A 21,843-nucleotide genomic window follows, 5' to 3' on the forward strand; every position below is an offset into this window, starting at 1 on the left:
TTTCATGTGAAAACAGGCTTTTTCGATTATCCGGCCTTACAATTTCCCGCTATCGCTCACCAGGCTTAACCAATGCAAATTGGCGTCGCCCGCTCTTGAGAGCGAATTCCCCTCATTTCCGGCCTGCCATGCACGCTGGTTAAAATTTTCCCGCCGGTTTTTCTGCGCAGCTCTCAGCAATGTCCGCTTGATGCGTTGATCGCCGTAATTGGCGATCTTCTCGATGACGGCCCGCAACTCCGGATCTCCGCGCAACTTCTCAAGCAGCTGATGCCAGAAACCGCATACATACCAGCGCCCGAAACGCTTGTATGCTGCGTTCCAATTGCCAAGATAAGACGGCAGGTCGCTCCACCTGCGCTGATTGCGGGCTTGCCACAGCACCGCCTCTACAAACAGGCGGTTGTTATGGCCGTGCAGCCCGGGATCGCCTTTCTTTCCGAGTAACAGCGGCTCCAGCCGGCGCCATTGATCCTCTTGCAGATACAAGTGTGGTTCAGACATTGTTAGACTTTTCAGAGAATATCGGTTTCGGGCGGCACTTCTTTAGCCTGTATCGCCGGCCCCTGCCCGCGCCATCGGCATCGAGCAAAGAACGGCAACCTCGATTACCAGGAGTAACCGATCCCGGCATTGATCAAGGTACGGCTGCCTGAAGTGGTGCTGACTCCGAACTTGACGACGGTGTCGCGACTCACATGGGCGCTTGCCCCAATTGCCAGCGCGGTATAACCGGCGTAACTGCCGATGCCCGCGCCCAAGGCAAAGGTCTTGCCTGCTTCGACCTGCGGCAAGCCTGCAAGCGCGCCAGCCATCGCCACCCCGCTATAAGCCATGCGCTGGACATCGCCGACCTGCGAAGCGACCTGGTTCAGCTGTGAAACATTGACGGCGTCGGTAGGATTGACACCGGCGGCAACATTGGTAATGCGGCGTTCGCTGCCGGGAGCGCCGACCGATACCGTACTGGCCTGGTCCGCAACCGAATTGGCGCCCAGCGCCACCGAATTGTTGGCGGTTGCTTGCGCACCGGCACCCATCGCTACCGAATCATTGCCGGATGCCAGCGCATTGTTGCCGATCGCTACCGTCGGATCGCCGGTAGCCCGGGCGTTGTAACCGATCGCCACCGAGCCGGCTTGCGAAGCCAGGGCGCGGAAACCGACCGCGGTGGTGTTGGTGTCGGTCGCCTGGGCATTCGAACCGATCGCCGTTGCACCGTCCTTGGTCGCCTGCGCGCACAGCCCGGTGCCGGTGGCGTCGACGCCGTTGACGCTGCCGCAGGTAGCGGCGTTCACGTTATTGATCACCGTGCCGCTGGTGCCGCGGGTGCGCACCGTACCGTCGCTGTTGGCGCCACCTATGGTGGTGGCGCCAACGGTCGCACCGTTGGCGTTGGCGGCATTTGCGCCGTCCACCAATGGCTTGAGCGACGTCGACAGCGAAGCTGCGCCGTTAGTGATGTTGGTTATCCCGGTCGAGAGCGAAACCACCTGGCTCAAACCGGTCGACAACGATGAAATTCCCGTCGACAAGGAGGAAATCCCGGTCGATGTCGAAGTCGACAGCGATGCTGCATTGCTGTTGGTCGTCGATAGCCCGGTCGACAGCGAGCTGACGTTCGAGGTCGTGGTGGAGAGCCCGGTCGACAGCGAATTGATGCTGCTGGTGTTGGTCGACAAGCCGGTCGAAGTCGACGTCGACAGCGAATTCACGTTACTGTTAGTGGTGCTCAGGCCGGTCGAAGTCGACGTCGACAGCGATGCAATGCCGGACGAGGTCGTGGTCGACAGCGATGTCAGCTGGCTGACATTGACGGCGTCAGTATCCGCCGTGCCGGCCGCCAGGTTAGTGATTTTCTGGCCGCTGTTGTTGATGCCGTTGGTAGTGGTCTGCCCGGTTACCGTCAATCCGCCGGTAGTGATGCCGGTCGACAGCGAAGTGATCGTTGTACTCAGGCCGGTAGACAGCGAAGACACTCCGCTTTGCGCCGTGCTGATGCCGGTTGACGCCGAGGTCGACAGCGAAGTGACATTGCTGACGGCCGCACTCAAGCCGGTTGAAGCGGAAGTCGACAGTGAAGCAATGCCGGTTGAAGTCGATGTCGACAGCGATGAAACATTGCTGTTGGCGGTGCTCAGTCCGGTCGAGGTTGATGTCGACAAGGAATTCACGTTGCTGTTGGTGGTGCTCAGGCCAGTAGAGGTCGACGTGGACAGCGATGCAATGCCAGTAGAAGTTGAAGTCGACAGCGACGAGACATTGCTGTTGGTTGTGCTCAGTCCGGTGGAGGTCGATGTCGATAGGGAGTCGACGTTGCTGCTGACTGTGCTCAGGCCGGTTGAAGTCGACGTAGACAGCGACGATACTGTGCTGTTGGTAGTGCTTAAGCCGCTGGAGGTTGAGGTCGACAGTGAGCTGACATTGCTGTTTGTGGTGCTCAGGCCGGTGGAACTCGAAGTCGACAACGAAGCCACGTTGCTATTTGTGGTGCTTAAGCCAGTCGATGCCGATGTGGACAGAGATGCTATGCCGGTCGAAGTCGAGGTCGATAACGAAGTCAGGTTGCTGTTAGTGGCACTCAGACCAGTCGAGGTTGATGTCGACAGCGACGACACATTGCTGTTCGTTGTACTCAATCCTGTCGAAGTCGACGTGGACAACGATGCAATACCGGTCGAAGCCGATGTCGACAACGAAGTCAGGTTGCTGTTAGTGGTACTCAGGCCAGTCGAGGCTGAAGTCGACAGCGACGACACATTGCTGTTGGTCGTGCTAAGACCAGTCGATGTTGATGTGGACAGCGATGCAATACCGGTCGAAGTCGATGTCGACAACGAAGTCAGATTGCTGTTAGTGGTACTCAGACCTGTCGAGGTTGAAGTCGATAGCGACGATACATTGCTGTTGGTCGTGCTCAATCCCGTCGAAGTCGACGTGGACAGCGATGAAATACCGGTCGAAGTCGATGTCGATAACGAGGTCACATTACTGTTCGTTGTACTCAGGCCAGTCGAGGTTGAAGTTGACAGTGACGACACATTGCTGTTGGTTGTGCCAAGACCAGTCGATGTCGATGTGGACAACGATGCAATACCTGTCGAAGTCGAGGTCGACAACGAAGTCACGTTGCTATTTGTGGTGCTCAGACCTGTCGAGGTTGAAGTCGACAGTGACGATACATTACTGTTCGCTGTACTCAATCCCGTCGAAGTCGATGTCGATAACGAGGTCACGTTGCTGTTAGTGGTGCTCAGACCTGTCGAAGTTGATGTCGACAGCGACGAGACATTGCTGTTCGTTGTACTCAATCCTGTCGAAGTCGACGTGGACAGCGATGCAATACCAGTCGAAGTCGAGGTCGACAGCGAAGTCACGTTGCTGTTAGTGGTGCTCAGACCAGTCGAGGTTGATGTCGACAGCGACGACACATTGCTGTTCGTCGTACTCAAGCCAGTCGATGTCGACGTGGACAGCGATGCAATGCCGGTCGAAGTCGAGGTCGACAGCGAAGTCAGGTTGCTGTTAGTGGTACTCAGACCTGTCGAGGTTGAAGTCGACAGTGACGACACATTGCTGTTCGTCGTACTCAAGCCAGTCGATGTCGACGTGGACAGCGATGCAATGCCGGTCGAAGTCGAGGTCGACAGCGAAGTCAGGTTGCTGTTGGTGGTGCTCAGACCTGTGGAGGTTGAAGTCGACAGTGACGACACATTGCTGTTCGTCGTGCTCAGACCAGTCGATGTCGACGTGGACAGCGATGCAATACCGGTCGAAGTCGATGTCGACAGCGAAGTCACGTTGCTGTTGGTGGCACTCAGGCCAGTCGAGGTTGAAGTCGACAGCGATGAAACATTGCTGTTCGTTGTACTCAATCCCGTCGAAGTCGACGTTGACAGCGATGCGATGCCGGTCGAAGTCGATGTCGATAACGAGGTCACATTACTGTTCGTTGTACTCAGGCCAGTCGAGGTTGAAGTTGACAGTGACGACACATTGCTGTTGGTTGTGCTAAGACCAGTCGATGTCGATGTGGACAACGATGCAATACCAGTCGACGTCGAGGTCGACAGCGAAGCCACGTTACTGTTGGTGGTGCTCAATCCCGTCGAGGTTGAAGTCGACAGTGACGACACATTGCTGTTCGTTGTACTCAATCCCGTCGAAGTCGACGTTGACAGCGATGCGATGCCGGTCGAAGTCGATGTCGATAACGAGGTCACATTACTGTTCGTTGTACTCAGGCCAGTCGAGGTTGAAGTTGACAGTGACGACACATTGCTGTTGGTTGTGCTAAGACCAGTCGACGTCGAGGTCGACAACGAAGCCACGTTACTGTTGGTGGTGCTCAATCCCGTCGAAATCGAAGTCGACAGCGAAGTCACGTTGCTATTAGTGGTGCTCAGGCCAGTAGAGGTCGACGTGGACAACGATGCAATACCTGTCGAAGTCGAGGTCGACAACGAAGTCACGTTGCTATTTGTGGTGCTCAGACCTGTCGAGGTTGAAGTCGACAGTGACGATACATTACTGTTCGCTGTACTCAATCCCGTCGAAGTCGATGTCGATAACGAGCTCACGTTGCTGTTAGTGGTGCTCAGACCTGTCGAAGTTGATGTCGACAGCGACGAGATATTGCTGTTCGTCGTGCTCAAGCCAGTTGATGTCGACGTGGACAACGATGCAATGCCGGTCGAAGCCGAGGTCGACAACGAAGTCACGTTGCTATTTGTGGTGCTCAGACCTGTCGAGGTTGAAGTCGACAGTGACGATACATTACTGTTCGCTGTACTCAATCCCGTCGAAGTCGATGTCGATAACGAGGTCACGTTGCTGTTAGTGGTGCTCAGACCTGTCGAAGTTGATGTCAACAGTGACGACACATTGCTATTCGTCGTACTCAAGCCAGTCGATGTCGACGTGGACAACGATGCAATGCCGGTCGAAGTCGAGGTCGACAACGAAGTCAGGTTGCTGTTAGTGCTGCTCAGACCGGTCGAGGTTGATGTCGACAGTGACGACACATTGCTATTCGTCGTGCTCAAGCCAGTCGATGTCGACGTGGATAGCGATGCAATACCGGTCGACGTCGAGGTCGACAGTGATGTCACGTTGCTGTTAGTGGTGCTCAGGCCAGTCGAGGTTGATGTGGACAACGACGCAATGCCGGTCGACGTCGAGGTCGACAGCGAAGTCACGTTGCTGTTGGTGGTGCTCAGACCTGTGGATGTTGAAGTCGACAGCGACGACACATTACTGTTGGTCGTACTCAATCCCGTCGAAGTCGACGTGGACAGCGATGCAATACCGGTCGAAGTCGAGGTCGACAACGAAGTCAGGTTGCTGTTGGTGGTGCTCAGACCTGTGGATGTTGAAGTCGACAGCGACGACACATTGCTGTTCGTCGTGCTAAGACCAGTCGATGTCGATGTGGACAACGATGCGATGCCGGTCGAAGTCGAGGTCGACAGCGAAGTCACGTTGCTGTTGGTGGTGCTCAGTCCCGTGGACAACGAGGTTTCCGCTACCCGGGACGTACTGAGGCCGGTCGAAGCAGATGTCGACAACGAAGACACATTGCTGTTGGTGCTGCTCAATCCCGTGGACAGCGAGGCTTCCGCCACGCGTGACGTGCTCAGGCCGGTCGAAGCGGATGTCGACAGCGATGACACATTGCTGTTGGTGGTGCTCAAACCGGTCGAAGTCGAGGTCGACAAGGAATTCAGTTGGCTGACATTGGCGGCGTCTGTATTGGCGACACCGGCCGCCACCCCGGTAATTTTCTGGTTATTCAGATCCAGTCCGTTAATGACAGATCCCGTGCTATTGACGTTGATTTTCCCGCCAACGGAAATGTTTACAGGGTCGGAAGCCGTAGCGCCCGTGCTTGTCTGATAGAAAATGACACGGTTGGTCTGGGTCGTTACATTGCTGGTGCCGCAGTTCGCATTGGTAACCTGGACAGTCCCGCCATCAGCAACCTGGCTGCAGGCCGTGTCGTTATTATCGTTGACATAGATGCCTCCGCCTGCGAAAGCCGCACCCGGCAACAGCAGTTGTCCCATCGCAAGCGCGGCAACCACGGCGGCCATTTTTTTGCTGCTGCGCTTGCCGCGAGCCTTCGTATTTTCCGATACGGCTACCCAGATACCTAGCGCTTCGTTGTAGACGGTGCGGTAAACTTTATTCATGGTTGGCTCTATACAAAGATGGGTGCGGTTCGGGGTTTTCGCTCAGATCAGTCGCACAGGAAAACTGGGTTGGACAATGGCAAGACTGCGGCGGCTGCTTAAAACAGGAATGCGAGACGAGCGAAATTTATCACCATCTAATGTTCTATTTTTCTCAACTTAACAATCTTTGACTACGTGTAACATTTGTTCACATATTAATTTCTTTGTGCCAATTATTTGTCTCTCCAATGCCACTAAATTGATGTATGGAATGCATACTGAATCCACCCCCAATTATTCCCGGAGTGAACATTTCAATACATTTGCTGACATCGGGCTGGCGGGGCTTTCCGCACATACCCAGTCTTGCTCGCGCAACAATTCATTGGGTCGTAATAAATTGCATGTATCTTCAACATGACAGGACTTGCCCAGACACAGCTTGCGCAACGGAAATCGACACGGATGAACATGCAATCCGTCCGTTTACGAGGCTATAAGAGCAAAGCATGGAGCACCGCTTCCGCAGCACTGGCAAGCTCTCGCCCTGGCCACATCACCCTCTCTTATCCTCAGAAAAATATTGTGAAAAACTTGATTCCCTATCCGGCTCTACGCGGCCTGCTTTGCATATTGCTTCCAGCGATCGCTGCCGGATGCGCGCCAGCTACGCTGCAACCGCCGGAACAAGATGCAAGAGCGCCGCTGATCCTGGTATCGATTGACGGTTTCAAGCCCGATTACCTGACCCGTGGGGTCACGCCGAACCTCAACGCCCTTGCGGCGCAAGGCGCCAGGGCCGAGGCCATGCGGCCATCGTTTCCTTCGATAACCTTTCCCAACCACTACACGCTGGTGACCGGACTGAGGCCTGATCGCCACGGCATTGTCGGCAACACGATGGGGGACAGCGAGATTCCTGGAGTCCGTTTCAGCCTGGGCAACCGGCAAGCCACCAATGACCGCCGCTGGTGGGACGAGGCAGAACCGATCTGGGTCACCGCCGAGCAGCACGGTGTGCGTAGCGCGACCATGTTCTGGCCTGGATCCGAGGCCGCCATCCATGGCGTTCGTCCGAGCGAATGGCGCAGCTACGACAGCAAGCTGCCGGCGAACCAGCGAGTCGACACCTTGCTAGGCTGGCTGGACAAGCCGGTCGCATCTCGGCCTGCTTTCCTTACGCTGTATTTCGAGGATGTCGACCATGCCGGCCATGAATACGGCCCGGATGCGGCGCAGACCACCCAGGCAGCTGCGCATGTCGATGAGGCGCTAGGCCGGCTGGTCGCAGGCCTGCAGACGCGTGACATCAAAGCCAACATCGTGATCGTGTCCGACCACGGCATGGCGGCAATGAGCAGGCAACGGGTCATACGCCTGGACCAGATAGCGCCGCCCGGCAGCTATCGGACAGTAACCAGCGGCACCTATGCCGGGCTTGAAGCAGCGCCGGGACAGGACGGCGTGCTGGCCGCCGCACTGCTGAAACCGCAGGAGCACATGCAGTGCTGGAGAAAGGAAGCCATCCCGCCCCGCTTTCACTATGGGCAGAATCCGCGAGTCCCGGGCTTTATTTGCCTGGCTGAAGTTGGTTGGCAGATTGCGTCCGACGCACGCAGCGCCGAGCGCACGCCGGCTGGCGGCCACGGCTATGACAACCTGGCTGTCGAAATGCAGGCGATTTTCATCGCAGCGGGGCCGGCGTTCAAACCAGGCATCGTTTTGCCGCCGTTCGACAATGTCGACGTCTATCCACTTATGATGAACTTGATCGGCTTGCAGCCATTGCCATCGGACGGTGAAATGACGCTGGCGCCCGCCTTGAACTGAGCCTGAAATTATGGGCGGCGGCGCTGAACGCTCAGCGCTTGCGCGCCAGCGTCAAGCCGTCGCCGACCGGCAGCATGGACAGGTCGATGCGCTCATCGCGGTGCAGCTTGCGGTTAAGGTCCTGCAGGGCAGCTGTATCATCGTCTTCCGCGGTAAAGGCAACGCCGCCGTCCCACAATACATTGTCGATGGCGATCAGGCCGCCCGGGCGCAATAGCTGCAGGCAACGCTCATAATAGGCATCGTAGCCGGTCTTGTCGGCGTCGATAAAGGCAAAATCGTATTGTCCGGCGGCGCCGCCGGCCAGCCGGGCGTCGAGCGTCGCCAGCGCTGGCGCCAGCTGCAAGTCGATCTTGTGCGCGACTCCTGCCGCTTCCCAGTAGGGACGCGCAATGCTAGTGTACTCATCGCTGATGTCGCAGGCCAGGATGCGGCCGTCGTCAGGCAGCGCGAGCGCCACGGACAGCGAGCTATAACCCGTGAATACGCCGATCTCAATCGTATTGCGCGCGCCCATCAAACGTATCAGCAAGCCCATGAATTGGCCCTGTTCGGGCGAAATCTGCATGCCGCCGCGCGCATGTTTGGCGGTTGCCGCGCGCAACGCGGTTTGCGCCGGATGTTCGCGCAGCGAATGGGTCAGGAGGTAATCATAAAGAGTGTCGTCAAGATTCAGTGTGCGACTGGACATGGATTGTGCTCCCGAGATGAAGGAAATCAATTTACCACACCCGCCATGGAGCGGTTGCCGACGGATATGGCGCCGCGGGCAGCGCTTATACAGAAACCAATTTAGCATCGTCGAAACGCTTCGTTCCCCTTCCCTCCCGCCGCGGCTAGGATGTTTGTTTGCATAGCGCAGCCTTGCAGTAAATCCATCGAGGGAACCAGCAGAATGACGACGACATCAAACAAGAGGCGCCTGGTATTGCAGGGGTTGGCTGCCGGTGCGGCGGCGGCCGCGGTACCGGCTTTTGCAGCTGAAGAACGCACGCTGCGCATCGGTTACCAGAAATTCAACACTCTCAATATCCTGAAAGGCAGCGGTAACCTGGAACAGGCTTTGCAGCCGCTGGGATGGAAAGTCAAATGGTTCGAGTTCGCGGCCGGTCCGCAGTTGACCGAGGCCTTGAACAGCGACGCCATCGATTTCGGCCATGCCGCCGACACGCCCTCCGCCTTTGCCAATGCAGCCGGCGTCAACGCTGTGTACCTGGCCGCCGAACAGCCCTATCCGAAAGGAATAGGGATTTTTGTGGCACAGGATTCGCCTATCCGTTCTATCAAGGAACTTAAAGGCAAGAAAATCGCGCTCGGCCGCGGCTGGAATGTGCAATACCTGCTGGTGCGGGCGTTGGAAGAAGCCGGCTTGAGTTATAACGACATCATTCCGGTCTACGTCACCAACGCGGCAGACGTGCGCGCGACTTTCCAGTCCGGCAACGTCGACGCGGCGACCTTGTGGGATCCTTACCTGGCCGGCCAGCAGATCTCGACCAGTCCGCGCATCCTGCGCGACGGCACCGGCCTGTCCAACAACCGCACCTTCCACCTGGCCAATCCGGGTTTCGTCGACCGCAACAAGAATATCGTCCGCATCCTGTTTGCCGAACTGAAGAAAACCAACGCCTGGGCCCAGTCCCATCCGCAGGAAACCGCGGCCCTGCTGGCGCCGCAGCTGGGCGTCGATCCCAAGGTGCTGCAGCTGGCGACCGAACGCCGCAACTACACAACGGTGCCGATCGACGCCGCCATCATCGCCGAGCAGCAGCAGATTGTCGAAGTCTTCTACAAACTGAACCTGATCAAGACGCAGGTGCAAGTCAAGGACAAGGTTTACGCCGAGGCTTTGCTGTAGCCGCTGTCGACCTATCGTTACGGGAAAAATACCATGATGCACCTTGCCGCCTTCCTGATCGCCGGCAATGCCGCCCACAGCCAGGTATTGTGGCGCCATCCGGAGAGCAATCCGGGCGGATTCCTGAAGCTCGACTATTACGCGCGCATCGCGCAAACGCTGGAGCGCGGAAAATTCGACCTGCTGTTCTTCGCCGACCGGCTGGCGGTCTCGACCCGTTTCGGCGGCGACCATCGCTACGGCGTCGGCCATGGCGACCAGGATGCAACCCGGCTCGATCCTCTGCCGGTGCTGGGGGCACTGGCCGCGCTCACCAGCAAGATAGGGCTTGGTGCGACGCGTTCGACCACCTACAGCCAGCCCTACAGCCTGGCGCGCGAATTCGCCACCCTGGATCACCTGTCGTCCGGCCGCGCGGCATGGAACGTGGTGACCTCAGTCAATCAGGGCGAGGCCGACAATTTCGGCTTGCGCCAGACCTTGAGCCATGATGCACGCTATGACCGCGCCGACGAATTCCTCGACGTCGCCCATCAGTTGTGGGGCAGTTGGGCGCCCGACGCGCTGCTGCTCGAGGCAAGCAGCGGCCGTTACGCCGATGCCGACCGGGTTTCAGCGATCGCCCACAACGGCGCCTACTTCAATGTGCGCGGCCCGCTGAATATTCCCGCTTCGCCGCAGCGCGGGCCGGTCATCATCCAGGCCGGATCGTCGCAACGCGGCCAGGATTTCGCCGCACGCTGGTCAGAAGTGGTGTTCGGCATACAGCCCGACCTGGCCCGCATGCAACGCTTTTACCAGGACCTGAAAGGCCGCGCCGCCAAATTCGGCCGCAAGCCGGGCGACATCAAGGTGCTGACCGCTGTCATGCCTTTTGTCGGCGCTTCACGCGCAGAGGCGGAAGACAAGCGCGCCCGCCACAATGCGCTGGTCGATCCCATCGTCGGCCTGTCGACGCTGTCGAGCCACATGAATGTGGATTTTTCAGGCTACGCGCTGGATGCGCCCATCGCCGACCTGGAAGTAGCCGGCATGCAAGGCTTGTTCAGCCTGATCCGCGAGCTGTCCGCCGAGCGCCAGTTGACGCTGGCGGACATCGGCCGCATGTATGCCGGCGGCGTACTGGTGCCACAGGTAGCCGGCACAGCCGCCGACATAGCCGACTGGATGGGGCATATCGTGGCGCAGCAAGGCGCCGACGGTTTTGTCGTCACGCCGGTGCATTTGCCGCATGGCTTCGACGATTTCGTCGACCTGGTGGTGCCGGAACTGCAAAAAAGAAAACAGTTCCGCCTTGACTACCAGGGCGACACCTTGCGCAGCTACCTGCAAAGCTGACGCCCCGGCAAGACATCTCGCCAGCAACTCGCCACGCCTTCCTCAACTCACCTGTCACGCGCAGGTGAAACTTGCAATTTACCCCACCTGTAACCACGGACCGAAGCAGCCTTCCCAACCCGGGTTGCTGGTCAATTTCGCCCAATTGTTGGCCCTTATTGAATAGTGCTGCCAATTACAGGCAGTTTATCCATTGGAAATTAACCGGCATGATGCACTCACTGCCTGGCACGCCGATATCAAGAACCCCAAAGACGGCTAAGGCAACACTCAAACCAACTTCAAGGAGCTTCAAATGAACAATGCAAAGGTAGCCATCGTCACCGGATCGTCGCGTGGCATCGGCGCAGCGGTAGCGCAACGGCTTGCGGCCGACGGCTTTGCCGTCGTCATCAATTATGCCGGCAGCGCCGCGGCTGCCGAAACCCTGGCCGCGCAACTGGTGCAGCAAGGCGGCCAGGCGCTCGCCGTGCAAGCCGATGTCAGCGACCCGGCTGCGGTGCGCGCCATGTTCGATGCAGCCGAACAGGCATTCGGCGGCGTCGACGTGCTGGTCAACAACGCCGGCATCATGCTCAATGCACCCATTGCCGACACCGATGACGCCGCTTTCGAGCGCCAGGTCGCCATAAACCTCAAGGGCAGTTTCAACACCCTGCGCGAAGCCGCCAAGCGGCTGCGCAACGGCGGCCGCATCGTCAACTTCTCGTCGAGCGTGGTCGGCATGCTGCAGCCTTCCTATGGCGTATATGCCGCCACCAAGGCCGCGGTAGAAGCAATGACCAGCGTCCTCGCCAAGGAACTGCGCGGCAAGAACATCACGGTCAATGCCGTTGCGCCGGGGCCGACCGCTACCGACCTGTTCCTCAACGGCAAACCGCAGGAAGTGGTCGAGCGCCTGGCCAAGCTGGCGCCGCTGGAACGCCTGGGCCAGCCGCAGGACATCGCCGCCGCAGTCTCGTTCCTGGCCGGCGCCGACGGCGGCTGGATCAACGGCCAGGTGCTGCGCGCCAACGGCGGCATCATCTGATCACCGGAACGACAACTCCTTCTTCGATTTCTGCGAAAGGAAACATCATGCAACAAGTCATCGTCATTACCGGCGCCTCGAGCGGCTTCGGCGCCCTCGCCGCGCGCGCCCTGGCCCGCGCCGGCCACGCGGTCTATGCCAGCATGCGCGACACCAAGGGACGCAATGCGCCCCAGGTCGCTGAGGTGGCGCGTTTTGCCGCTGAACACGGAGTGGACCTGCGCAGCGTCGAACTTGACGTCGCCGCCAGCGCTTCGGTCGAGGCCGGCATCGCCAGCATCATCGCCGACTGCGGCCGCCTCGATGTGGTGATCCACAATGCCGGCCACATGTCTTTCGGTCCGGCTGAAGCATTTACGCCGGAACAGTTCGCGCAGCTGTACGATATCAACGTGCTCAGCACGCAACGCGTCAACCGAGCCGCCCTGCCGCAACTGCGCAAGCAAGGCAAGGGGCTGGTGATCTGGATTTCTTCCAGCAGCGCGCGCGGCGGCACGCCGCCCTACCTGTCGCCGTATTTCGCGGCCAAGGCTGCCATGGATTCGCTGGCGGTGTCGTATGCGGGAGAACTTGCGCGCTGGGGTATAGAAACTTCGATCATCGTGCCGGGCGCATTCACCAAGGGCACCAACCATTTCGCCCATTCCGGCGCGCCGGCCGACCAGGCGCGCGCCGCGGAATATGACAATGGTCCTTACGCTGGCGTGCCGCAGCAGGCGCTGCAAGGATTGGCTGCGCTGGAACCGGCCGATGCCGATGCCGGCTCGGTGGCCGGAGCCATCGTTGAAGTGATCGGCATGCCTTTCGGCAGCCGTCCGTTCCGCACCCATGTAGATCCTTCGCAGGACGGCTGCGAAATCGTCAACGGCGTCGCCGACCGTGTGCGCAGCGAGATGTTCCGCCGCATCGGGCTGGAAGACCTGCTGCGCCCGAAGGTGATCGGCTGATGCGGCTTTATCCGGCCTTCTTCAGGCAAGCCGCCTTGGCTACGTCAAGGCGCTTTTCCAGGTTGGCTTCCAGCGACGGCGATTTGCCGGTCTGCACCAGCAGGTTGTATTCGCTTTGCGGCACGCTGTCCCAGTAGGCATCGGACACACAGCTGCAAAAGGCCGGCATTTTTTCCGGCGCTTTTGGGGCGCCGCGGGCCGAACCGCCCATCTTCATGCAGATCTCGGTATTGGCCTTCTTCAGTTCCGGCATGACCTTGGCGCCCCATGCCAGCTGGCTGGCAGCGATCAAGAAAAATGCAGCAATCGCGGCGAGGTTTTTTTTCATCTGCTCTCTTATTTGAAATTCATCAGGATAGTCATCACTATCGGGAATGCAATGATGATAAAGGTAATCGGGAAGATGAACATGATCAGGGGCGCGATCATTTTCATCGGCGCTTCCATCGCCAGTTTCTCGGCGCGCTGGAAACGCTCGGTGCGTTTCTGTTCGGCGAACTTGCGCAAGGTCGGCCCCAGCGGCACGCCCAGTTTGTCGCATTGCAGGACAATGCCGACAAAACGCGAAATGTCGATGTTGCCGGTACGGCGTGCGAATTTTCCCAAGGCATCGGCGCGGCCGGCGCCGGTTTTCATGTCGCGCACCACCCGTTCGATCTCATGGCGCAAGATGCACTCCGGGCCGCGTTCGCAGAAATTGACGATGGCGGTGTTCAGGGTCAGGCCGCATTCGCAGCAAAGCGTCACGATATCGACGAAAGATGGGAAGTAGCGCGAGATTTCGATGTTGCGTTTCTTCTTCTGGTCGCGGATCCACATCAGCGGATAAAACCAGCCTATCAGTCCCAGCACCAGCATGATGATGAGCACGATGTAGTCGACGCCAAACGCCGCCAGGCCGACCAGCACGGCACAAAACAGCGCCACTGCCAGCGAAAAGAATTGCAGGGCGTACGTCTCGGCGGGCGTCATGAAATATTCCAGGCCGGCTGCGTTAAGCATCTGCTTGCGTTTCAGCAAGCGCGCCTCCGACACCGTGGCGCCAAAATAGAAATCAAAGAACATCACTCCGTTCCAGATTTTTTTCAGCAGCGGCGGCAGCGGATCCATGTTCGGCCGGAATTTGGTGACCTTGACATTGGCCACCAGCCGGAACAGGTAAAACATGAACACACTAAGGCTGCCGAAGGCCAGTATGATCGCGCCGTAAAGATAGATTGAGCTGCTCATGGCATGTATCCGATAACAGTATGTCCGCGGCCGTCAGACGTCGATGGCCAGGATTTTCTGGATCACCTTGTGGCCGACATAGGCCATGGTGAGACAGATGAAGAGTACGATCTTGCCGTAGAACGTGGTCAGCAGCAGGCCCATTTCGGCCGGCTGGATGAAGAACAGCGCAACCCCGACCAGTGCCGGCAGGCAGATCATGACCCAGCCCTGCATCTTGCCCTGCGCCGTGAGCGACCGGATCTTGCCCTCGATCGTCAGTTTTTGCTGGATCGTGTTGGACAGGCTCATCAGTGTTTCCGACAGGTTGCCGCCCACCGATTTCGAAATCCGGAAGGTCATCACCAGCAGCTGGAAATCGACCAGGTCTATGCGCTTGCCGACTTCTTCGATCGCCGTTTCGAAATCGACGCCCACCTTCTGCAGCCGGATCACGTGCGCGAACTCGCTGGCCAGCGGCGAGCTGCTTTCCTTGGAATAGGATTGCAGGGCAATGCTCAATGACACGCCGGCGGTCAGGCTGGAAGCGATCACGGTGAGCGCTGTCGGCAATTCGTACTCGATGCTGTTGAGGCGGCGCTTGCGTTTGTAGTTGCTGATCCACAGCGGCGCCTTGAAGATGAAATAACCGATCAGCAGCACCAGGAAGATGTTGCGCAACACGAAATAAATCACCACCACCAGCATCAGCGCCGCCGCAACCTGGGCGAACAGCACCATGTAGACGCGGCCGTCGCGCAGCCCGGTCCATTCCTTGATATGGCCGATGTAACGCACGTGCATGTCGAACAGCACCTTGAGGAAATAACTCTTCGAGTTCATCAGCGACCAGGCGACGAACAGCACCAGTGCAAACAGGATCCCTGAAAACAGCAGTATCTGGTTACTCATTTTCCATCCTCTCCATAAAGACCGGCTTCATGCCCGAATAGCGGAATTCGCCATAGGTCTTGCCGTTCTGGTCAATGCCTTCACGGTGAAACTTGAAAATGTCCTGCAGCTGGACCGTTTCCGATTCGATGCCGACCACTTCGGTGATCGCCGTCACCTTGCGCGCGCCGCAGGAATAACGGGTGAGCTGGATGATCAGGTGCACCGCGGAGGAAATCTGTTCGCGGATCGCCCGCACCGGCAGGTTCATGCCGGCCATCAGCACCAGTACTTCCATCCGCGCCAATGCGTCGCGCGGCGAATTGGCATGCAAGGTGGTCATCGAACCGTCATGACCGGTATTCATGGCTTGCAGCATGTCCAGCGCTTCGCCGCCGCGGCACTCGCCGACGATGATGCGGTCCGGCCGCATCCGCAGCGAATTGCGCACCAGGTCGCGGATCGCCACATGGCCCTTGCCCTCGACGTTAGGCGGCCGGCTTTCCAGCGACACCAGGTTCGGCTGCGACAGCTGCAGCTCGGCCGCATCCTCGATGGTGACGATACGCTCGTCGTTCGGCACGAAGGCGGACATCATGTTGAGGAAGGTGGTTTTACCGGAACCGGTGCCGCCTGACACCACGATGTTCAAGCGCTGCTCGACCGCGCTGCGCAGAATATTCAGCATGTCCTCGGTCATCGATCCGTATTTGATCAAGTCTTCCGCCACCATCTTGCGCCGCGAGAATTTCCGGATGGTCAGGGTAGGACCGCGCAGCGACAGCGGTGAAATGATCGCATTCACCCGTGAACCGTCGCGCAAGCGTGCATCGACCATCGGCGAACTTTCATCGATACGCCGTCCGAGCGGCGTGACAATCCGCTCGATCGCGCCCAGCACCGCCAGGTCGCTGGTGAAAGTGGCGCTGGAAAGTTCCAGCCGGCCGCCGCGCTCGACCCAGATTTCGTCGTGGCGATTGACCATGATTTCAGTCACGCTTTCGTCGGCGATCATCGGCTCCAGCGGTCCCAGGCCAACCGCTTCGTCCAGCACTTCCTTGGTCAGCAGCTCTGTGTCTATGTTGTCCGGCAAGGTGAAGGTAGTGTTCAGCAACTCCTTGATCAGGCTCTTGACGTTGGCCTTGAGATCGTGCTCCGACATCTTGTTGGCGTCGATGCGGCGCAAGTCGATTTCATGCAGCACCGCTTCATGCAAGGTCTTGCGCCAGCGCGAAAATTCAAAATCGATCACGCGCGCCGGAATATTCGCGACCTGCTTGCCGCCGGCGCCCGGACGCGTTCCCGACTGCTGCGGGGCTGGGGCTGGGGCTGGGGCTGGGGCTGGGGCTGGGGCTGGGGCTGGGGCTGGAGCCGGTGCTGCCGCCGCTGCAACCGGCGCCGCACGCGGCGGTGGCGGTGGAGGCGGCGCCTGGACCGGCTCGGCAAACTGCTGGCGCGGCGCGGCCTGAGGAACGGTTCGGCTTGCCTGTTTCAGCGGGCGTTCCGCCACCAGCACTTCTTCGTAGTCATGTTCGATAGCGCTGATTGCATGGTTGACGGCGTGGTTCTGCCGCTCGCGGCCGGCGCCGGCCTCATGCCGTTCCTGGTTGGTATGCAAGGTCAGGCTGTAGTTGCCGATCTTGATCACGGTGTTGCTGCTCAGCGGACCGAGGCGGTTGATGCGCTCGCCGTCGACCCAGGTGCCGAAGATGCTGCCGCTGTCTTCAATGAAGACGCTGCCCTCGTTCAGCAGGAAAGTCGCATGCAGCTTGCTGACATTCCAGCCTTTGAGACGCAGGTCGCAGCTCTCCGCCTTGCCGAGGACGAAGCGATCCTTGTCGACGAAAACTTCGTCGAGTATGTCATAATCGTCCGCGACCACCATCAACACAAATCCACTTTGGCTCTCTGCCATGAAAATTATTCCCGCATATAAAAACAATCAGATCATCGTCGCCAATGTCACCATCGGAGACACGTTTTTCAGCCGCGCCCGCGGCCTGATGTTCACCAGGACGCTGGCGCCTGACAGCGCCTACCTGCTCAAGGACTGCAACTCCGTCCATACTTTTTTCATGCACTTCACCATCGGCGTGGTGTATCTGTCGCAAGACTTCATCATCACCAAGATCGTCCCGGTGCTGGCGCGCAGAAGTCTTTCCTCCGACCGCTCCGCACGCCATACGCTGGAACTGCATCCTGCCACTCTTGCCTCTCTGTCCCTGCGCGTCGGCGACCAGCTGCGCTTCTAGCCGGCCGCCGTCCAATCAATGATTGCCGTACTCAGGCGGCAATGCCGGCTCAGGGCGTAGCGGCGCAGCCTGGAACGGCGACTTCACCGGAATTTCCTTCTGCAGGTTGCGCAGGGTCGGCAACTCTGCCTCCTCCGGCATGCCCACCGCCTTGCGCGCCTGGTTGATGCGGTTGCTTATATTGCGTAAAGCATTCGAACTCTCTCCCGACTCCCCTTCCTGCGTATGCGGAATCGCCACCAGGTACACCTCGGTCTGGTTGCGGCTGGTGCCGGTGGTCTTGAACAAGTTGCCCAGCAGCGGCACATCGCCCAGTCCCGGCACTTTCTGGATATCGGTGCTGCCATCCTGGCTGTACAAGCCTGACAGGATGATGGCGTCGCCGGTCTTTACGGAGAAATCCGTTTCGGTGCGGCGCGTGGTAAAGCCTGGAATGCCGCCAACGCTGACGGTCGGATCGATCTTGCTGACTTCAGCCTTGAGGATCCCTGTGATGTTGCTGAAAGCATCCAGCTTCGGCGCAATCTCGATCAGGATGCCGTAAGGCTTGAAGGTGACGTTGGTGCCGTTCTGGCTGACCGTCGGGATCGGCACTTCGCCGCCGGCGACGAACCTGGCCTGGCCGCCGTTGCGGGTGGCGATGCTGGGCGAAGCCAGCACAAAGGCGTCGCCGCTGTCGACCGCCAGCTGGATCACCGAGGGAATCGCAATCGAGGCATTGACGCTGGCGGCGACGCCGCGCAATTTCTGGTCAGGCAGGTCAAACTTGCCGCCGGTGCCGGTGTCTTGCGGCAAGGGCCGCAGGTTGACGGCCCCGCGCGAGGCTTCGCCGAAAATACCGATGTTGAAACCGTTGAAACTCTTGGCCCAGTTGACGCCGAGGTTTTCCAGGTAACCCTTCTTGAATTCGACAAAATACAGGTCGAACACCAGCATCTGCGATTCCTGCTTATAGGCGGGTACAGTGTCGATATCGAGCTTGGTGCTGTTGATCAGGTTGGCGTACTGGTCGGTCAGGGCCGTGATCTTGGAAAGATCCTCGCGCGAGCGGATGTTGCCCTCCACGTATAGACGGTCGCCACGGCGCACTACATCGATGTCGGGCAGGCTGGACAACGCCGCCTTGATGTCGCGCTGCTGCTTGATGACGTTGAGCGCTGTCACCCGCAGGCGGATTTCGCGCGAAAAATTCGGCTTGTTCCAGAGCAGGATGTTGGTCAGGCCGACTTCCTGCGCAATGATCAGCAGCCGGGTCTTTTCGATCACCGCGGTCGAAGCGATCTTGCCGTTGCCGATCGCGATGCGGTTAACTGCGCCGACTTCGATCACCCTTGCCTCGCCGGCATACATGACCAGCTCGTCATCGACAGCTTGCTGCGCCCTCGGCCCACCGCCATGAGCGGTGGAAGGTTTCAGAGCCGCCAGGTCGCCGGCATTGCGGATAGGAATTCCCTCCGGCCCGCTCATCTGGTTCTTTTGTTCAATCGCATTGCCGTCCAGGTATTCGACGCCGCCGTCGCGGCTGCTGTGGACCTGGTTTTGGCTGATTTTTTGTGCCTTGTTCTGGTTTTGCAAAGTCTCCGGTAAAGGTGCGGCGGCAAAGGCGCGGCTGCCAATCAGGGCGGACAACAGCAGGCAGGAGCGGAAAGTTCTTGGATTAGTCATGTTATTGCGTGGTTTTTTGTTGGATATCATTGTGGATTACCGGCTGCGCTGCCCAGAAGGCGCTTGAAGGCTTCGAGTTTCTTGGCCTGGTCCTCGCTGCTGTCTGCGTATTCGCCGGTCCTGAAACGGCCGCCGATAATGTAGTCGACCTGCGGCCCCGGCATTTGCAGGCGGCGTTTGGCGTCCGGATCGATGACATCGGACAGGAACAGTCTTTTCTCGGCGTCGCCTTGGTCATCGGGACTGCGCAGCACGGCGACGATACGGGCGCCGGTCTGCACCAGGATCACTTTCTGCGCATCCGCCGCCGGCACCGAAATCGTCACCGTGCTGTAAGTGGCGCGCCCGGCCTGGCCCTGGCGCTCGCCAAGGCCGGCTTCACGCGCGCGGTCAGCCGCCAGCACCTCGCGCACCGTGGTCTGGCCGGTGGCGCGCACTTCGATATTTTTCAGCAACGGCGCCAGTACGGTGTCTTCCGGCTGCGGCCCGGCGCTCGGAGGCCCTTCCTGCGGCCGCTTCATCATGTAGAACAGGTCGATGTGGTCGCCGGCGCGCAGCAGGCCGGAGAAGGAATTGATCTCGTCCACAGGAATCGTAATGGCGCGGCTGCCGGCATCGATCGACTTGGAAAACGGCACCGACTCGTACATCAGGAAATACGATTCCAGCAAAGGTGTGCCCTTCCGCACTGGCCGGATGATCTTCTTGCCTATATAGGCATCGATCTGCTCCGGCGAGATGACGTCGAAGTTCATGTATTCCTTGGGCACCGTGCGCGAGGCCAGCTGCTCCATGGTCAGCACGTCGCCGGGGTTGAGGTCGATCCGCGGCACTGTCACCGTAGTGCGCACCTTGCTGGCTTCGTCGCTCAGGCTTTTTTCGATTTCACTGGAACGGGTTTTCAGGTAATTGTTGGCGAGAAAAACGGCGAACGCGGCAATCAGGACAATGATGACCAGCGGCAGCGCCTTCTTGATTTTTTGCAGGTTGATGAAACGTTTTATATTCATGATGTGAGAGTGAAAGTAATCGTCGTTGCGAACTGGCGAGAGTCGCTGCTGGTGTTGGAAAATCGGGAGTGTTGCGGCTCTGGCGGCAAATGCGCGACCTAGTGGCTGGCTTTGTCATAGTCTTCGCCCCACCAGTGTTCTTTCACATCGTTCTTTTCTCCGGCAGCCCAGTCGCCCATGTCCATCGCGCCCAGGCAAAATCCGATCTGCGGCTCGGCCGGATCGAACTGGCCCTCCAGCCGGCTCAGGATGCTGTTCCAGATCAGCCTGACCACGTCGAACGCCTGGTAGCCGCCGCTGCCGCCGATAGGCGGCGATTTGCTGCCCAATGGATAGAAGGGATGCCAGTGCAAGGCGTTTTGCGCCCGGTAGCTGGCCGATGAGCTGAACGGATAGCGGCCGCGCTCCAGCGCCTTGGCCTGGAACGAAGCCGCGATGCCGGAACTCTGGCTGCTGTTGCCGAACAGGCGCGTGATGCCGATGATGATGCTGTTGGCGATAGGCACCTTGAGCGGATAGCTCCACCAGATTTCGATCGACAGCACGGTGTTTTCCTGGATGCTCTTGTTGGTGATGTCGCCTTTCAGCTTGCTGCCGGAAAGATCTTCGCCGCCGTCGGCGGCGACCGTGCCTAGCGGCGTGCGGAAACGCATGTAGTCGGCCGGCAGCTTGAGGATGCCGTAATCGAGCCCTTGCAATTCGATCACGCCGGATTCGAGGAAGGCGGCCTGGGTCGGGTTGTGGTACAGGATGCAGGAATTGAACATCGCGTCTTTGTAGGCTTCGACCTGGGCTTCGACTACCGCTCCCTTGCCGGTGTCGTTGCCCATGTACATCGGCGTGATGCCGTTGATGTAGCCTTGCAAGACCGAGCTGTCGCCATAGCGCATCAGGCCCTTGACGAAGGCCCACACGGCGGGACCGATTTTCTGCTTGGCCTTGCCGAGGAAGCCCGAGATCGGACCGGCGCGGTTTGCCGCTTCGTCAGGGTCGCCGCTGGATAAGCCGGCGGCGTTATTGACCGGCACGCCGTTGCTGGCGGCTTCGGCCTGGCCGGAGCCAGCCAGTTCATTGCCGGGAGTAGTGACAGTCGAGGTCACATCGCGCCCCGAAGAATCCTTGCTGTGCACGATCTTGCCGACTGCCGCGTACCCAAGATTGCCCAGCTGCGCCGTCAGCGGATCGGTGACAAAACGCGGCACCACCCGGCCGTTGCTCATGGCGCCGATGCGCGCCGCTTCCTGCACCGCAAAGTTGTGCGCCAGCTTGGCCCGGTACATCAAGACCATTTGCAGGCATAGCAAGGCAAAGATCAGCACGATGGGGATCGCTACGACGAATTCGGCCAGGCTGGCGCCGCGCCCCAGTTTCAGATTTCTTCCGACTTTGATCAACATATATTGCGCTCTCGGCTTGTTTGCTAAATTGGCGTGGCGCTGACACCTAAGCCGTTGATGTAACTGAAATTCAGATGACGTATCGCGTCCAGCAGCAGGCTCAGCAAAGACACGCCGTCGACCGATACAAACAGCACCAGCGCCACGCACACCAGCAGGATCGAATATTCAACCGCGATCTGCCCATGCTCGTGCCGATTCATCGCTGTCCCGGTAGGCATCGTTTTCATTGCTCTTCCCTCG

17 protein-coding genes and 1 pseudogene are annotated in these 21,843 nt (G+C 59.0%); 6 read left to right on the top strand and 12 right to left on the bottom strand.

Translation table 11 applies throughout. The features are described from left to right. Window positions 1-36 precede the first annotated feature (36 nt). From CFter6_RS12780 to CFter6_RS25625, 3 genes and pseudogenes are all read right to left on the bottom strand, one after another. Complete coding sequence (locus tag CFter6_RS12780) at window positions 37-489, bottom strand: transposase (RefSeq protein WP_061540247.1); 453 nt, start codon at window positions 487-489, stop codon at window positions 37-39. A 119-nt stretch (window positions 490-608) separates the two neighbouring features. Beyond that, window positions 609-1,514 (bottom strand): YadA family autotransporter adhesin, encoded by a 906-nt coding sequence (locus CFter6_RS27045; RefSeq protein ID WP_470294992.1) that lies wholly within the window; start codon window positions 1,512-1,514, stop codon window positions 609-611. 282 nt (window positions 1,515-1,796) lie between these two features. Further along, a pseudogene (locus tag CFter6_RS25625) lies at window positions 1,797-6,191 on the bottom strand (ESPR-type extended signal peptide-containing protein); the annotation flags it as partial. A 567-nt stretch (window positions 6,192-6,758) separates the two neighbouring features. Here CFter6_RS25625 and CFter6_RS12795 point away from each other — a divergent pair. Next, window positions 6,759-8,003 carry an alkaline phosphatase family protein gene (locus CFter6_RS12795; RefSeq protein ID WP_061540248.1) on the top strand — a complete coding sequence of 415 codons (1,245 nt, stop codon included), beginning with the start codon at window positions 6,759-6,761 and terminating at the stop codon, window positions 8,001-8,003. Between the two features lie 31 nt (window positions 8,004-8,034). Here CFter6_RS12795 and CFter6_RS12800 read toward each other — a convergent pair whose 3' ends face one another. Further along, on the bottom strand, window positions 8,035-8,694 hold the full coding sequence (locus CFter6_RS12800) for a class I SAM-dependent methyltransferase (RefSeq protein ID WP_061540249.1): 660 nt from the start codon (window positions 8,692-8,694) through the stop codon (window positions 8,035-8,037). Between the two features lie 204 nt (window positions 8,695-8,898). Between CFter6_RS12800 and CFter6_RS12805 the strand changes: the two genes are divergently transcribed. The 4 genes from CFter6_RS12805 (at window position 8,899) to CFter6_RS12820 (ending at window position 13,176) form a co-directional block, all read left to right on the top strand. Beyond that, window positions 8,899-9,861, top strand: coding sequence for a sulfonate ABC transporter substrate-binding protein (locus CFter6_RS12805; RefSeq protein WP_061540250.1), 963 nt, complete (start codon window positions 8,899-8,901; stop codon window positions 9,859-9,861). A gap of 36 nt (window positions 9,862-9,897) precedes the next feature. Continuing rightward, window positions 9,898-11,199: an LLM class flavin-dependent oxidoreductase gene (locus tag CFter6_RS12810; RefSeq protein WP_061542356.1), complete on the top strand. Its 1,302-nt coding sequence runs from the start codon at window positions 9,898-9,900 to the stop codon at window positions 11,197-11,199. A gap of 295 nt (window positions 11,200-11,494) precedes the next feature. Then, window positions 11,495-12,229: an SDR family oxidoreductase gene (locus CFter6_RS12815; RefSeq protein ID WP_061540251.1), complete on the top strand. Its 735-nt coding sequence runs from the start codon at window positions 11,495-11,497 to the stop codon at window positions 12,227-12,229. Between the two features lie 47 nt (window positions 12,230-12,276). Beyond that, window positions 12,277-13,176 (top strand): SDR family oxidoreductase, encoded by a 900-nt coding sequence (locus tag CFter6_RS12820; protein WP_061540252.1) that lies wholly within the window; start codon window positions 12,277-12,279, stop codon window positions 13,174-13,176. A 7-nt stretch (window positions 13,177-13,183) separates the two neighbouring features. Here the strand turns inward: CFter6_RS12820 and CFter6_RS12825 are convergent, their stop codons facing one another. The 4 genes from CFter6_RS12825 to CFter6_RS12840 are packed head-to-tail and all read right to left on the bottom strand — an operon-like array spanning window position 13,184 to window position 17,191. After that, complete coding sequence (locus CFter6_RS12825; protein WP_061540253.1) at window positions 13,184-13,504, bottom strand: hypothetical protein; 321 nt, start codon at window positions 13,502-13,504, stop codon at window positions 13,184-13,186. 8 nt (window positions 13,505-13,512) lie between these two features. Further along, window positions 13,513-14,406 (bottom strand): type II secretion system F family protein, encoded by an 894-nt coding sequence (locus tag CFter6_RS12830; RefSeq protein WP_061540254.1) that lies wholly within the window; start codon window positions 14,404-14,406, stop codon window positions 13,513-13,515. Window positions 14,407-14,439: 33 nt separating this feature from the next. Beyond that, complete coding sequence (locus CFter6_RS12835) at window positions 14,440-15,297, bottom strand: type II secretion system F family protein (RefSeq protein ID WP_061540255.1); 858 nt, start codon at window positions 15,295-15,297, stop codon at window positions 14,440-14,442. Continuing rightward, on the bottom strand, window positions 15,290-17,191 hold the full coding sequence (locus CFter6_RS12840) for a TadA family conjugal transfer-associated ATPase (RefSeq protein WP_236904255.1): 1,902 nt from the start codon (window positions 17,189-17,191) through the stop codon (window positions 15,290-15,292). The genes CFter6_RS12835 and CFter6_RS12840 overlap by 8 nt, the downstream gene beginning before the upstream one ends. Here CFter6_RS12840 and CFter6_RS12845 point away from each other — a divergent pair. Further along, a complete protein-coding gene (locus CFter6_RS12845) occupies window positions 17,190-17,528 on the top strand; it encodes a DUF192 domain-containing protein (RefSeq protein ID WP_082815030.1) in 339 nt (112 codons plus the stop codon). The genes CFter6_RS12840 and CFter6_RS12845 overlap by 2 nt on opposite strands. A gap of 15 nt (window positions 17,529-17,543) precedes the next feature. Here CFter6_RS12845 and CFter6_RS12850 read toward each other — a convergent pair whose 3' ends face one another. The 4 genes from CFter6_RS12850 to CFter6_RS12865 form a co-directional block, all read right to left on the bottom strand. Further along, window positions 17,544-19,193, bottom strand: a complete 1,650-nt coding sequence (locus CFter6_RS12850) for a type II and III secretion system protein family protein (protein ID WP_167351385.1) — start codon at window positions 19,191-19,193, stop codon at window positions 17,544-17,546. A gap of 26 nt (window positions 19,194-19,219) precedes the next feature. Further along, window positions 19,220-20,203: a Flp pilus assembly protein CpaB gene (gene cpaB, locus CFter6_RS12855; protein WP_061540259.1), complete on the bottom strand. Its 984-nt coding sequence runs from the start codon at window positions 20,201-20,203 to the stop codon at window positions 19,220-19,222. Window positions 20,204-20,301: 98 nt separating this feature from the next. Continuing rightward, window positions 20,302-21,600 carry a TadE/TadG family type IV pilus assembly protein gene (locus CFter6_RS12860; protein ID WP_061540260.1) on the bottom strand — a complete coding sequence of 433 codons (1,299 nt, stop codon included), beginning with the start codon at window positions 21,598-21,600 and terminating at the stop codon, window positions 20,302-20,304. Between the two features lie 23 nt (window positions 21,601-21,623). Then, on the bottom strand, window positions 21,624-21,830 hold the full coding sequence (locus CFter6_RS12865; protein ID WP_150118737.1) for a hypothetical protein: 207 nt from the start codon (window positions 21,828-21,830) through the stop codon (window positions 21,624-21,626). Window positions 21,831-21,843: the final 13 nt, after the last annotated feature.

The sequence above is a fragment of the Collimonas fungivorans genome, assembly GCF_001584145.1.
Classification (GTDB): domain Bacteria; phylum Pseudomonadota; class Gammaproteobacteria; order Burkholderiales; family Burkholderiaceae_D; genus Collimonas; species Collimonas fungivorans.